This is a genomic window from Bacteroides sp. OM08-11 (assembly GCF_003438665.1).
Taxonomy (GTDB): domain Bacteria; phylum Bacteroidota; class Bacteroidia; order Bacteroidales; family Bacteroidaceae; genus Bacteroides; species Bacteroides cutis.
This window is the reverse complement of record NZ_QSTJ01000003.1, coordinates 392255-407927: the sequence shown is the minus strand read 5'-3', so window position 1 is coordinate 407927 and position 15673 is coordinate 392255. Positions and strand designations below refer to the sequence as shown.

10 protein-coding genes are annotated in these 15673 nt (G+C 37.7%); 5 read left to right on the top strand and 5 right to left on the bottom strand.

Features of this window, described 5'->3' with window-relative positions; all coding sequences use genetic code 11:
* The first annotated feature begins 12 nt into the window (after window positions 1–12).
* From DXC10_RS08175 to DXC10_RS08155, 5 genes are all read left to right on the top strand, one after another.
* On the top strand, window positions 13–1962 hold the full coding sequence (locus DXC10_RS08175) for a RagB/SusD family nutrient uptake outer membrane protein (protein ID WP_117737662.1): 1950 nt from the start codon (window positions 13–15) through the stop codon (window positions 1960–1962).
* A gap of 20 nt (window positions 1963–1982) precedes the next feature.
* The gene (locus tag DXC10_RS08170; RefSeq protein ID WP_101544093.1) at window positions 1983–3392 is read left to right on the top strand and encodes a DUF4959 domain-containing protein; all 1410 of its coding nucleotides are present in this window, start codon (window positions 1983–1985) and stop codon (window positions 3390–3392) included.
* Window positions 3393–3405: 13 nt separating this feature from the next.
* Window positions 3406–3798 (top strand): DUF4998 domain-containing protein, encoded by a 393-nt coding sequence (locus DXC10_RS08165; RefSeq protein ID WP_117737661.1) that lies wholly within the window; start codon window positions 3406–3408, stop codon window positions 3796–3798.
* Window positions 3799–3983: 185 nt separating this feature from the next.
* Entirely contained in the window at window positions 3984–5321 is a 1338-nt protein-coding gene (locus DXC10_RS16315; protein ID WP_158557827.1) for a PD40 domain-containing protein, read from the top strand.
* 4 nt (window positions 5322–5325) lie between these two features.
* Window positions 5326–6738, top strand: coding sequence for a DUF6057 family protein (locus DXC10_RS08155; protein WP_145998983.1), 1413 nt, complete (start codon window positions 5326–5328; stop codon window positions 6736–6738).
* A gap of 107 nt (window positions 6739–6845) precedes the next feature.
* Here the strand turns inward: DXC10_RS08155 and DXC10_RS08150 are convergent, their stop codons facing one another.
* The 5 genes from DXC10_RS08150 to DXC10_RS08130 form a co-directional block, all read right to left on the bottom strand.
* Window positions 6846–8567 carry a glycosyl hydrolase family 18 protein gene (locus tag DXC10_RS08150; protein WP_117737659.1) on the bottom strand — a complete coding sequence of 574 codons (1722 nt, stop codon included), beginning with the start codon at window positions 8565–8567 and terminating at the stop codon, window positions 6846–6848.
* A 14-nt stretch (window positions 8568–8581) separates the two neighbouring features.
* Complete coding sequence (locus tag DXC10_RS08145; protein WP_117737658.1) at window positions 8582–9841, bottom strand: MFS transporter; 1260 nt, start codon at window positions 9839–9841, stop codon at window positions 8582–8584.
* 30 nt (window positions 9842–9871) lie between these two features.
* Window positions 9872–10606 carry a 6-phosphogluconolactonase gene (locus tag DXC10_RS08140; RefSeq protein WP_117737657.1) on the bottom strand — a complete coding sequence of 245 codons (735 nt, stop codon included), beginning with the start codon at window positions 10604–10606 and terminating at the stop codon, window positions 9872–9874.
* A 14-nt stretch (window positions 10607–10620) separates the two neighbouring features.
* On the bottom strand, window positions 10621–11562 hold the full coding sequence (locus tag DXC10_RS08135) for an ROK family protein (protein WP_101544075.1): 942 nt from the start codon (window positions 11560–11562) through the stop codon (window positions 10621–10623).
* A gap of 128 nt (window positions 11563–11690) precedes the next feature.
* Window positions 11691–15581 carry a two-component regulator propeller domain-containing protein gene (locus DXC10_RS08130; RefSeq protein WP_117737656.1) on the bottom strand — a complete coding sequence of 1297 codons (3891 nt, stop codon included), beginning with the start codon at window positions 15579–15581 and terminating at the stop codon, window positions 11691–11693.
* Between the last annotated feature and the right edge of the window lie 92 nt (window positions 15582–15673).

Below are 15673 nucleotides of genomic sequence, written 5' to 3'. Positions count from 1 at the left end.
TGCATAAGTAATATGAAAAAATTAATAAAATATACATTCATCTCATTGCTAGCTATTATGAGCAGTGGATGTGCGGATTACCTGGATGTGGTTCCAGATAAAACACAGGAAATATCCTTACTTTTTGATCGTAAAGAATCGGCTTATCGGGCACTTGCCACCTGTTACCATTACATTCCAGTTTATGACAACACCTATGGTATGATCGGTGCATCCGATGAAATGATCATGAATCTTGATCGTGTAACTCCAGGTAAACAAGTTGTTCTTGGACAATTAAATGCAGATTATCCAGTCTTAGGGTATTGGAATGACGCTGTAGATAACTGGAAAGCTTTATCTCCCGCTGATAAATCATTTTTCGTCCCTATTCGTATCTGCAATGAATTCCTAGAAAATATCCAGCGTGTACCGGATATGACACAAAGTGAAATCAGTCGTTGGAGCGCAGAAGTAAAATTCTTAAAAGCCTACTATCATTTCATGTTATTCTCCCAATATGGTCCTATACCCTTGATTAAAGAAAATATCCCTATTGATGCAGAAGGTGAAGCAGCCATGCCGAAACGTCAGCCGGTAGATGATGTGGTAAATTATATCGTTTCGCTATTAGATGAAAGCATCGAAGCATTACCTACTAAAGTTACAAGTGCTACAGAATTGGGACGTATCGACCAAGTGATAGCTAAAGGTCTTAAAGCCAAAGTATTATTATATGCTGCCAGCCCTCTGTTCAATAATAATCCGATGTATGCTGGTTTTACCGATAAAGATGGTGTCAAGCTATTTCCATCAGGTGATACACAAGCAGAGCATCAAAAATGGGTAAATGCTGCCACAGCATTAAAAGAAGCCATTGATGCCGCAGAAGGAACAGGTAGTAAACTATATAAATATACAGATAGCTACCCGGAATATGATACAGAATACATAAAAAGTGATCCAGACCGGCTACCTTATATGTATAACTATCAATATATGATGGTAGATAAGTGGAATGAAGAATTAATATGGGGACTTTCACGGATATCAAATAAAGGAGCATACGGCAGTCAGGATTGGCATTATATACAACGTTCCGTAAATTTCAAACATAAAGACGAATCAAGTACCGGTGATGCATGGCAATGGTTTAGTCCTTCCATGAACGCAGCAGAGTTTTTCTATACCAAGAACGGTCTTCCAATGGATGAGGATCCTGACTTCGATTATGATAACCGTTATGAACTCACCACTATTACCGATGCGGATGCCGACGTAGCAATCCCCGGTGAACAAACAGTGAAAATACATATGAATCGTGAACCACGTTTCTATGCTTCTATCGGTTTCGACCGCTCCAGAGTACGAGGATATGGTCAAATTTATGACTTAAAATTCCGTTTTAAGGAAAGTAATGGACGGCCCAAAGAAAATGACATTGATTTCAGTCTAGGTTATTTTTTGAGAAAAGTAGTTCATCCAGACAGCAAGGGAACTAATTCCAGTTACGTTCTTTACGCATGGCCCATTATTCGTTTGGGGGAACTTTATTTAAGTTATGCAGAAGCCTTAAATGAAGCTTACGGAACAGAAAAGCAGAGTGATGTATTATTCTATCTGAATGAAATACGCAGACGTTCTGGAGTTCCAGATATCGAGGAGGCATGGGCTAAAGCTAAAAAACACCCTGATTACTATAAAACTCAGGAAGGTATGCGTGAAATTATTCATCAGGAACGTACTATTGAGTTATCATTCGAAGGCTATCGTAACGATGATGTGCGCCGTTGGTTAAAGGGAGATATATTCAACTCAGTTATCAGAACATGGAATGCCAACTCGAGTACCGCCGAAGGTTTTTATCAAATACAAGAACTGAAAAACATGCTTCATGTATTTACCCAACGTAATTATCTCTGGCCTATCGCCACTAAAGAATTGGTGAACAATACAAACCTGGTACAAAACCCCGGATATTAAAAATGATTTATTAAAATAATATGAATATGAAAATAGATTATTTAAAACGATTAACTTTATTCTTGCCAGTACTGTTACTTTGCTTGGCAAGTTGTAAAGATGATGATAACATCTCAAGTTTAGGAGCTGTGACAAACATAAACTGGACACCTATCAGTGGTGGAGCAATCATTACTTTTACAGCTCCAAACAGTAATGAACTTCTCTATGTGAAAGCAGCCTATACCAATTCGTTAGGCAAAGACGTCTTCAATGTAGTAAGTATTTATGATAATAAAATTGAAATCAGTGGATTGGCAGACGAAGCGAAAGAATATCCGGTAGCTATATCCGCAATCGATAAAGAAGGAAAAGAATCTCCGGTAGAAACAATCAAAATAAAACCTGGACGATCATATATTAACATTATCAATGACAATCTTCAAATTATTGAGATTGTAGGAGGTGTAGAGTTACGATGGACCAATCCTTCTGGTGAAGATAATGGTGCCGGCGGAAAAGCTGTATACATAACGCTGAATTATACGGATGGTGACGATATAAAAACACGTTATCTGAGTTCAGCTAAAGAAACAGCCAAAGTCAAAGTTCGTGGCATTACCCCAGGTGTCCATAAATTCAGTTTTACTGTAGAAGACATGATGGGAAATAAAACAACCGAGTCGTCCCAAATAGAATATGATATCAAGGAAGAAGTAACCATTCCCAAATATATAGATGATGAAAACGGTTACAGAACCTATATTTGGACATTGGTTGACGACCAAACTACACTGAAAGAAAAATGGGAAAATACGAACAGAGCTATTTTTGACGGTGTAATAGACAATAAGGATATAAAGGAGGTAATTACTGACGCATCCGGTTCCTATGACCAAAGTTATGCGGGAACAGAAAAAGGCGAATATGGAAACTCTTGGCCATGGGATACAGACCAAATGGATATTGTTATCGACTTACACCAAACAATTAATATCTCCCGTATCAGAGCATGGCAACGTGCCCATTGGTATGGTTGGAGTAATTATGCCCAACATTGGTCTACAGATGGTACAAGTAAGGATTATTTTTACTATGAACCTGAAAATCTTAAATCATTCAAAGTTTTTGGTTCAATGAATACACAAGAATGGTTCTTGATACAAGATTGCGATATCGCGACAAATACTGACCAAGGGCCACTTCCTGTTCGTGAAAACAGAACAGTATATTCATTTGAACAAAAAGCCGACTGGACGACATGGATGCCCAACCAAGCTTCATACGACGCAGCATTGGAAGGACATTTATGGGAACTGGATACTATGTCACCGGAAGTACGTTATATAAGGATACGATTTACGTCTAATTGGGATACCAGTAAAGGTAGTTGTTCCGGACTCTCAGAAATCACATTTTATGGTGGTATTATCGAAGAAGAATTAGATTAAAAGGAGGAACATTATGAAAAAAGTTATATATTTTATATTATGCTCTTTTACAGTATTAATCAACATATCTTGCGAAGGTATGGACGAGAACTATAAAGACTATCGGGATGAACATCCCACTTATTCACCAGCAGTGACCGAGGTAAATGCCATATCACCGGAAGCGGGTTCATTAACACTCACTTGGACTTTTCCAAAAACAGATCGTATAAAATCTGTAGAGATTGTTTATAAAGAATCAAGTACGAAGTCCGAAAGTGTAGAAGTCGGTATGAAAACAGAGTATACTCTCAGTGGATTATTACTGCAAAGTTATACTTTTGAAATATATACCATTGATATATATGGTAATCGTTCCATACCTATTATCAAAAACTATACTCCCATCCCTGGGCGTGAAGGATAAGTAACAGTTAGTTTGACACTAAATCTGAAGAGTGTGTCCGGTATAAAACCGGACTCACTCTTGTTTTCATTTTATTAGAACCCTTATCTATCATGAAACACATTCCTTTTATACTGATCTATTATTGGTCGTTTTTTATAATTTCAGCATGTTCCAACAGCCATAGCAATACTATTGAGAAATCAATGGAATATCCGAAGATTTTCCCTGACTACACCTTTGTGACCATTCCTGCAAATATTGCTCCCTTAAATTTCCGGGTAGAAAAGGCTAATAATATCAAAGTTGAATTTACAACTCTCAATGGGACTCCATTGTTAACTGTATCAGGGGGAAAAAGACTTAATATTCCAGAGAAGAAGTGGAAACAACTAATGAATAATCAAATAGGTAATACACTTTGCGTTACCGTTTCTATCTGGAGTCCCCAATATCCGCAGGGTATCATTTACAAACCTTTTGAAATAAATATCAGTAATGACCTCATCGACCCATACATTGTTTACCGTCTGATTGACCCCGGCTACGAGCCATGGAATCACATGGGAATTTATCAACGTGAGCTGTCATCCTTCAAAGAGAAAACCATAGTAGACAATCATAAGAACACATTGAAATGCTTTAACTGTCACTCTTCTTGCAAAAATTCGTCTGATATGTTTCTTTTCCATGAACGTGGAAAAGAAGGGGGAACTATTATCGTAAAGAATGGAATAGTTCAAAAAATAGACCTAAGTAAAATGGGAAAGCACCAACATGGTGTCTATCCAGCTTGGCATCCCAATGGAAGATGGATACTATTCTCGTCCAACATGACCTTGCAATCATTCTATAATAGAGGGAAAAAAGCCATAGAAGTATATGACAGTAGTTCTGATTTACTACTTTATGATTCAGAAAAGCAGCAGGTTCTGACAGATACACGTTTTAACCAATCAAATAATTGGGAAACCTTTCCCACATGGAGTCCTGACGGAAAAACACTTTATTTCTGTTCAGCAACCCCGGAAGAAAATATTCCTGTAAAATGTACCAACGTGAAATATGCTATTTTATGTGTTAATTTCTCAGCGGATGACGGAACATTTGGACAACAAATTGATACACTATACAATCCGAAAAAACGCCATGGTAGTGCATCTCATCCACGCGTTTCGGCAGACGGACGTTATCTGCTTTATTCGGAAGCAGCTTATGGTACTTTCCCCATATGGCATTCGGAAGCAGATCTTAAAATTATAGATTTAAAAGAAAATAAAGAATTAAATACCAATATTCTGAATAGTCCGGAAGCTGAAAGTTTTCATTCCTGGTCATCCAACGGACGATGGATTCTCTTTACCAGCCGCCGAATGGACGGAAGACATACACGGTTATATATCGCACATTTCAGTAAAAATGGACAAATAGGAAAGCCATTCCTACTTCCACAAAAAAATCCGGAAGACAACTGGACACGTATACAGTCATATAATGTCCCTGACTTTGTAAAAGGTGAGATTAAATTTAAGTATAATTACTAACATTATGAAAAAGATTATTCTATTCCGGTTACTTTTGGCTGGTATCCTATTCGGGCTCTGGTATATTTGTTATCCTCATACAATCCAACATCTCGAAGAAACCACTTTCTATGCTAATATTCCCGACTATTTCTATAAATATCATTCATTACCTACAGATTTTATCAAAATAATCGGTAACTATATCGCACAATTCTATCAATACCACTGGGTAGGTGCAATTCTACAGACGATCTTCGTTCTATTCGTTTTAGCAGCTTGTGATATAATATTTTATCGGTTATTAGGTAACCGAAAATGGCTTTGGATATCCTTTATTCCATCTTATATATTTGCCATACAGCAAACAGAGAAAGTAGGTATTGAGTTTTCCATAACATGGGTTATCATTATTTGGATATTGGCTATAATCAGCCTATTGATACGAAAAGTTCCTATTATTACTCATATCCCCCAAACAGATAATAAATACCTATTAAAGATTTGTGAATATTCTGTTCCCATCATCTGTATATTGTTAGTTATACACAATTTGTTGTATAACCCCAATCGCCTATACTTTGAAAAGATGCAACGGATAGAGCACGCCGCTGTCAACCATCAATGGGATGTAATACTAAAAGAAATTCCCAATGACATACAGCCAATAAGAGAAGTACAGTTCCGCTATTTCCTGTTAGCACTTAGCGAAAAAGAACTATTGGGCGAATACCTGTTTCACTTTCCAATAAGAAATGAAAAAGATTTTTTATTTGATACACAAGGTTCTGTCCCATATCGTTTCAATTCTCTATTTTATTGGAATTTAGGATTACCTAATGAGGCGATACGATTCGCTTTTCAAGAAAATCAGGCTGGAGTTTCCGGTGACATGACTTTTGCAGCCACACGGCGTTTGGTAGACTGGTACATGCAAAAAGGAGACATTAGACAAGCCAAATTCTATCTAAATATACTTTCACATAGCACTTGTCACAAAAAATTTATCAGAACTCGTAATATCTTTCTACAACAGACTACCCAACCGGATATACCACACAGAGTATTTTTTATCAATGCCAAATTATCAGTAACAGCACTCTATTTATTAGAATTAGACTGTACAGATCAACGTGCACTTAACTATCTACTCTGTTGTTTATTATTAGAAAAAGAACTGGATTCTTTCTATAGTATGTTCCGAACTTATTGGTCTGAAGAAAAGGCTATTCCTACTCACTATGCAGAAGCCCTACTAATGCTTTCCGACAAATATCCTGAAATTTTAAGCCACTATGACATCAGTAGACAAAAGCAAACCGAATACAAAGAATATTCAGAATTACTTCAAAAAGGTTCATCCGGTCTCCAAACAATAAATATGAAATATCGTAATACATTTTGGAGATATATGTTATTCAACCAACAAAACTATTAACAAATAATAAATAGAAGCGTGGATTACTCAACCGGAAATGAGAATATAAACTTCCGGAAGAGTAACCCACAAAATTTACATCAGAAAAAGATAGCTAAATCTAATTATTACTTATCCAATACCCATTGTATCGCATTATGGAACATTTGGGTGAAAGCTTCTGTCTGATATAACTTCGAGCTATGTCCTATTTGGAAATAAACATTCCGTGCTTTCTTATACGGATTTATCCAAATTATAGGATGATCACCCATTTTTATATCAGAAGCCGGTTGGTAACTGTATTCATCCACATGTGCCAAGACATGCACATTGGGACGTGGACTTTTATCATAGGTGTACCATTCATCATCAGGAATTACAAATGTATCGGGTATCCCTTGCATCACCGGATGTTGCGGATCTTCTACCACAGCTACACCATCGGCAAGCGGTGCTATATAGCTTTTGAAACGGATACCACCCATAAAATTCGAGAACCATTGCCATAAGGGATATCCATCAAACTCTCCCAACAAAGTAGCATGATGAAAACCAATCCAGCCACCATAACCTTTATCAATATAATTAATGAAAGCCTCTTGAGCCTCGTTACTCCAAGTATAAGGCGGGAAGTCGAGTTGAATGATCAAATGGAATTGCTTGAGATATTCTTCTGTTATCGGTTTTGTATTATTGATTTCCGTTACTTCAAAGTTCAACTTCTCACTTTCTTCATTGAGCCATTGTAAACCAGCATCCGTAAAGCCTCCATGTTGTCCACCGCGTTCTGTCAGCACCAATACCCGACGAGTAGCAATCTTTCCTTTCTTATATTGAATTAAACTTTCATAGAGCGTACGGCTCATATCCCCTTGAAAATTATCACCTGCATAGTCCCAATACATACCTCCCAGTAAGTTATTATCCAATACATATTGACATTTGATTGCAAGCGAACGGGGATTTTCAAAACCAAAAACAAGAGTACCCTTCTCATCAGCCAAATATGGAACTTTTGCCACTTCATCCCATTCTTGAGTAAATCGCTTATCCGAAGTATCTATCTTATTAAAATCCTGAAAATTAGGATATTTTTTTCCACCACGGCCATAGAAAGGTATCCCCATCACCAATTTGGAAGCAGGAATACCTGCTGTTAGATGAGCCTCAACTGCTTTGGAAGCAGTCATCCATCCACTGTTGTCCGAGGAATAAAGAGCAGCATGGTGTTTGGGAGCAGTTCCCATATCATAAGACATGATATTAACAAAATCGATATAGGGCAAAATTGCTTTAAAATCAATATATTCAGCCGAAGCCACTGTAGCAAGAGTAAGTAATTTTTTCTTACCGATAGCTTTCCGGATATCACGCATCAAGAAAGTAAAGTTCTTGGTATCATCCGGTGAAGAAGAAATATCAGCGGCAGAACTAGTAGGATATTCCCAGTCAATATCTATACCATCCAACCCATACTCTTTTACTACACGTTGGCAATCTTTAGCAAAAGATTTACGATAATTTTCATCAGCTGCCATCTCACTAAAACGACCACTTCCCCAACCACCGATAGACAACATGACTTTCAATTCCGGCTTCTGTTTTTTTAATTCAACGATCCGACGCAAACGTGTTTCATTGGCTATCCCTACACCGTTAAATGTCTCACTAACGTGTCCAAAAGCATAATTAATATGTGTCATGTATTCAGGATTCGGTATAACCTGACTCCAAGAAGTTACATAAGCCACAATAACTTTTTCACTCAAGATACTTTTGGTCTGCGCACTGCCGTATGAAACAAATATTGCCAATACAGCCATCATGATAATTTTCAGTTTCTTCATAAGTATAATTTTATTTAATCAGCAAATTGACGAATACGTGAACCTATCAAAGCATAATACAACATAAACATTTCTCCCAAAAGAACAATAAGCCAGGACCATCTCCAACTACCCAAAATGTCTGCCAATACTCCTTGTAACAAGGGTAATATAGCTCCGCCCACTACTCCAATCATAAATACTCCGGAAGCAATCGATGTATATTTCCCCAAATGAGCTACGGACAGAGTAAAAATTGCCCCCCACATAATTGAATGGAACAATCCAACGGCTGTAAGCAACCAGGGATTATTAAACAAAATGGCCAGTAAAGCAAATACTCCCGCTACTATCGTTGTAACCGTCAATTGTACACGAGGAGAAATTTTACTCAACGAACTACCCACCAAACGCCCTACAAGCATACCACTCCAATACAAAGTAGCCATTAATGCAGGAGAGGCATAATTCATTTCAATAGCATAAAGATTGATATTGGCACCTATACATACCTCCACTCCTACATAAAAAAAGATAGCGCAAACCCCAAAAGTCAAATGTTTGAAAGACCAGATGCTTTTTTCGAGTTTTTCACCTTTTTCTACACGCGTCCCTTGTATATCGGGTAAAGATAACTTTATCAATAGAAATACAATCAAAGAAATGACTACCATTAACACTAAAAACGGCATCATTAATTGATTAATTTTGATATCTTCCATTGCTAAACCGCCAAATACAACACCCGTCACAAAATAAGGAGCAAGTGTAGTACCCACGGAGTTGGCAGAGCCACCTATAGCCAGGCGTTGAATGGATTGAGTTCCCTTTACGTGGCATGCAGTAAGATAAGGATTAATGACTACTTGCAAAATAGTGGCAGATGCACCTACCACAAAAGAACCTGCCAAGAAAATCAGAAAACCGATAGGTATCACATTCCCACTTACTCCCCAGTTGACATCCGGGTAGTGAACCGTGAAATAGGAAGAAACAAAAAAAAGTCCCAAGCCTGTTATCATCACCAATAATCCACGAATCAGGGTTCCCTTATAACCATATTTACTAATCCAGGATGAACCGATACCGCCACAAACGGGATAAGCCAAAAACCAGGAAAAAGTAATCAAGGTAGCGAAAGTATTTTTCAACCCTCCGACTTCGGCAAGGAATGTTGCTTTCAACGGACCTTGAAACTGCGTATTGGCAGTGGTCAGAAAACCTACTATCAAGAATAGGAATACCATTGTGATGAATGGTCCTATGTGATTTACCTGTTTTTCTTGTTGTGTCATAAAACCATAGTATTAAATAAATGAACCGAATTATCTATTGGTTAGCGCCGCAGCCGAAGTATCATCCAACAAAAACTCGCAATTAGGATGCAGCTGAAGGACAGATGCCGGAACATCAATAGTTACCGGTCCTTCAAGCATCTTCTTTACAATCTCTGCCTTATTCTCTCCTTTAGCTACTAATACGATCTTACGAGCCTGCATAATATTCTTTATTCCCAATGTTACTCCTCCTAACCGCATTTCGAGCGATGAATTAGTCTCTCGTCGAATACGTTCTTCCAGACGATTGTCCATCTGGGTAACCCATGTTTCACTTTCAAAAGGTGACTGGGGTTGATTAAATCCTAAATGTCCGTTTTCCCCTAACCCCAAAATCAGCAAATCAATTCCCCCGCGTTTTTCTATTTCGAGCTGGAAGTTTTTACAAGCTTTCACAAAGTCATCTGCTTGAGTAGGTAACATTAAGAAGTTTTCTTCTTTGATGTGTAATGTATCTATCAATTCTGTTTTTAGCATAGTATAACAAGCACCCGCATACTCACGCGGAACATTTGTTACTTCATCCAATCCAAAGAAGGTTACACCTGAAACATCAAACGGATATTGGATATATATTTCTCCGACAAGTCTATGAAGATTGCCCGTAGTACGCCCTGTTGAAAGTCCGATAACGCAATTATACTTATTCAATACCTCACCGATAATACGCCAAGCTGCAATACAATCAAATTCTCTCTCGTTTTTGGCAACAGTTATTTTCATAATAGAAGAAGAAGTTACATATTCATAGCTACAGCACCTGCACCCAATAAGCCTATAAAATCAGGATTCAATTTTGTAATAACAACTCCGTTACTGACAAACCGCATTGTAGTAGAATTTAGTTGTTCCAGAATTTTGGAATGTATATAGCCATCGGCTACCACACCACCTCCTAGCACAATAGTATCCGGATCGGTCATACGTACCAAATTCATTATCAAGTTAGCTAAAGCTGCCGAACCGTTCTCTACCAGTTTTTCGCACAGAGGATCGCCTTTCTGACTTAATGCAAAAATCTCGCTGACGGGAATTCTTTCTCCTCTGTCTGCCGGAATATGTAGATTAGTTTCATACTCCTCACACAGAAGCCGGGCGCAACGGTCAAAGCCAATTCCCGAAGCTATTGCCTCAACACAGTCCATACGTCCACAAGTACATTTAACACCAACATTCACACCAACGCGTACATGCCCTACTTCCCCTGCATTAAAATGACTTCCACGTATCTGCCTACCATTAATTACCGTACCGACTGCAATACCAGTACCGACATTCATATAAATAAAATTCTTGGATATTTGTCCAAATCCCCAGACACGTTCGGCTCTTGTTGCACTCTTTACGTCATTATCTATATGGCATGGCATACCATATAAATCTGACAGTTCTTTAGCCAATACTATCGGCTGTGTCCTACTCGGATCAATCTGTAACCAGACACCTTCATCCGGGTCTACCCTACCAATTAATCCTACACCCATTGCCAACGGTTTCTGGTCATACCAACCAACCGTTTTAATGTAATCATCAAGTGATGTCTTTATGATTTCCAATGCAGCCTGTTGATTAAAAAAACCGGAATCATACTTCTTATATTTCAAGATGTTTCCACGGTTATCTATTTCACCTATCAACAATTTAGTACCGCCCAAATCAAGGCCCAAATACGTTTCCATTTTTGTTCTATGCTTTATGTAATATTTCTTTCGACAATATTACGCACTTATAGAGAAACGAGGGTTCATTTTTTAACAAAAAAGGTTTGTTAACCGTCCGAACAAGTTTGAATATAGTTATTATTACTTTAAATTTTACTTGGACTAATACCAAACTGTTTTTTAAAGCAAGTACTGAAGTATTTGGGATCTGAAAATCCCACCATAGAAGAAACCTCTCCAATAGCGTATTTTCGCGAAAGTAATAACTCCTTCGCTTTGTTCAAACGTACAATACGGATAAAATCGTTAGGTCCTTGCCCGGTCAATGTCTTTATTTTGTTGTAAACGGAAGTACGGCTCATACCTAGCATCCTACAAAAGTCATTGATAGAAAGTTCCGAATTTGCTAGTTCCGTATTAACAACCTCCATCACCTTATCTAAAAATTCTTTATCAAGCTGAGTGGTATAGGCGGTCTCTTCAATAACAGTATCCATAGAAAGAACAGTTTCACGAAGATGTTGTCTACTTTGGAGGATATTTCTTAAACGAACTTTCAAAACAGATAAATCAAAAGGCTTGATAATATAATCCGTTGCACCAGCTTCCAGCCCCAGAATAATATTTTCGCGTTCATTGAGTGCCGTTAATAAAATGATAGGAATATGGCTCGTATCGACAGAAGATTTCAACATCCGACAGAGTTCATCACCTTGCAATACTGGCATTACAATGTCTGAAATAATAATATCCGGATTCATCTCTTTTGCCATTTCCAACCCCTGCCCACCATCCATAGCCATAACAACTTTATATTCTGATGACAGACTGTCTGTGAGATATTCGCGCATATCTTTATCGTCTTCTATCAAGAGTAGAACGTCTTTATCCGCACAATCCACTTTTTGCGGCGTATCTACTCTGGATGTTGTTTTCATGTCGTTCTCTACTGTCTCAACGACTATTACCTCTGCTGATTTAATTTTTTGCGGAAAGGTTACCACAAAAGTGGTTCCAACACCTTCCACACTATCAAATGATATTGTCCCATGATGTTGCTGTACCAGCCGACGAGTAATCATCAACCCGATACCGACTCCGGTTTCCTGAGAGTTAACAACATTTTTTGCCCGATAATACTCGTGGAAAATATTATTCTGTTCATCTTGCGGAATACCAATACCTGTATCCCTTACTTCAATAGACCACTTTTTGGAGGCCTTCTTCACCGTAATACCAATTGTTCCTTTTTCCGTATACTTCAAAGCATTAGAAAGCAGATTGTCGATAATGTGATCCATCTTTTCTCTGTCAAGCCAAATCAAGGGCATATCTGCTTCAACTTCCAGCTGTAAATCAATTTCCTTTTGCCGGGCTGCTATCCGAAAACCAGATATCTTTTCTTCCATATATACCTTGATATCCACTAAGACTACTTTCAAAGAGCCAGGATATTTTTCCGTTCTCTGCAAATCCAGCAGCTGAGTTATCATGGTGAATAACTTTTCTACATTCCGTGCCGCTACCGCAACTTTCTTCTTACTTACATCCGACAAATCAGATTGCATCTCCAGCTCGCTCAATGGAGCTTTAATCAGACTGATAGGAGTACGTATATCATGGGCTATACTAATAAAAGAGTCTATCCGTTCTTTAATCCTGTCCTCATTTACCTTATGTTTCCTAAATTGAATTAGTAAATATATAAAGGCAGAAAAGGAAATAGCATACAACAATAAAGCCCACCCAGTAATCCAATAGGGTGGATTTATCACTATGTCAAGATCACGTTTACCTAAAAGTTGTCCCGTATACTTGTCGAAAGCCCGTAACCGAAATACATATTTACCAGGAGAAAGATCCATGTAATTTACGCTCTGCACAGAATTTGTACCTTTCCACTCATCAATAAAATTTTCCAACATATATTCATATCTTATTTTATGAGAAGCCATAAAATTAATAGCCGAAAAAGAAATAGAGAAAGAGTTTTGTACATACTTAAGTCTGATGTTCTGTGTATCGTTAATATTCTTTTCCAATGGAGATCCCATACCTGCCTTTACCGATTGATACAACAATTTGAAATCCGTAAATATCAGGTTGACCGTATTATTCTGCTCCAAATTAAAAGAAGGGGTAAAGAGTAAAGCTCCCTCCGCAGTACCAAATGCAAGATTTCCGTCACTTAATTTTAAGGCAGAGTTGGGATTATAATATCCCCAGCTTATATCCAGAAAGTCGTTAGCACTGATAATGATATTTTGGGTTAAATCCATACAATAAAGTTCTTTTTCCGTATTGAACCAAATACGGCCTTCATTATCCTCCAATAAACTATTGATTGAATTGGAAGCAAGCCCATCACTGGTTGTATAAGATTTTGCCTGTTCGGTATCTGGATTAAACCTTATCAAACCGTCTCCATCCGTTCCCATCCATATATCCCCTGTTGATGACTGTAAAAGGCAACGGACGGGAAAACGTAGAGTGATATTACCAAATTCGTGATGCCACTGTGTTTTTCCTGTTGATTTATCAAAAAAAGCAAGTCCATTACAACCGGCAAGCATCAACGAACCTCCATCTCCGACAGGTTTTATATCTCCGATACAATCAATCGGATAATAAGTATATGCATCTGTCCGTATGTTATATCGGGTGAAATCCCCCTCAATACCGCCTAACCAGATATTATCGCCTTCCGCATACATCGCATAGATATAATCTGTAGCTATCCCTTTATCTCCAGATTTATCCTTTTTACCCATCTGCCGTATCCGCCCCGTCTTTTTCTGAACGCAATACACACCTATACCATACCCACCTATCCAAATATTTCCTCTTCTATCTTCACATAGAGTTAAAACCACTTTAGCACCATGTCCCCTACCATTCAGAAAATGTGTCCATTTTCCTTGTTTGGGTTGATACAAACTGACACCATTGTTCGTACCATACCAATAATCACCTTCCGAATCCTGTAATATAACGTTTGTATGATTGGCGATTAATGAATTAGAATTATTTTGTTCATGTTTCATCCACTTCACATCTGGTATATCCGGATCCAAATAGCTGATACCATTGGTAGAAGTACTTATCCATATTCTATTATACTCATCTACACAAATATCTGAAACCGTATTACCATTCAAGCTTCTTTCATTATCTTCATCCGTCACATAGTGTTCTATAAGTTCTCCCGTAACGATATTGATACGGAAAACTCCTGCTCCATCGGCACCAACTAATAAAGTATTATCTTTAGTCTGGGCAAATGCACGAATAGGAACATGTGGAATAATGTCCTTGAAAGATTTTACCTTACCCGTTATCAGGTTTACAGAAAACATTCCATCGGAAAAAGTTCCGATAAACAAATTCAGCCCGGATGTATACAAGGATTCAAAATGTACCCCAACCAGAGAAGGAAAAACTTCTTCTGAAAAAGTACAGTTCGGTTCATCCAGTTTCAGTTTATAAAGATGCGTATTCGTCCCTGCAAAAAAAACTGAATTATCTCTTTGAACAAGACAATAAACCGTTTTTCCTTTCAGTCCCGCCAATGTTAAACCTTCCTCTTCATTCCAGGAATAAATCCCCGATGATGTACAAATCCACAAATGATTATTATCATCGAACAAGATGTTATGTAAAGTTAAACCGGACAAAGAAGAAAACAAATCAATATGCAGTCCGAAAGAGTCGGTACGTTTATCGTAAGTATAGATTTTTCCACTTTTCAATGCAATCCAAAGAGTTCCATTTTTATCACAACACATCACGGTTGATGATAAAATATGATCTTTGGAATCACTTGTTCCTTCAAGTTTATAGTGTCGTATTTCATTTCCATCATAACGGTCTACCCCCATATGAGTATACGCCCATATAAATCCAACAGAGTCTTTAGCAATTTGAAAAACCTGTCTGCTACTTAATCCTTCTTTCACATTCAGGGACCGAAATGTACCGGCAAACAAATTTGCGCAAACAAAAATAAATACGAATATGATGAATATATGTTTTTTCATGTTGCAATATTACGTACAAATATCAAAAAAACGGTTGAAAAAACATCTAAATAGGTTTGATTTCTATTACTTTTGTCCTTCGAACTAATAAA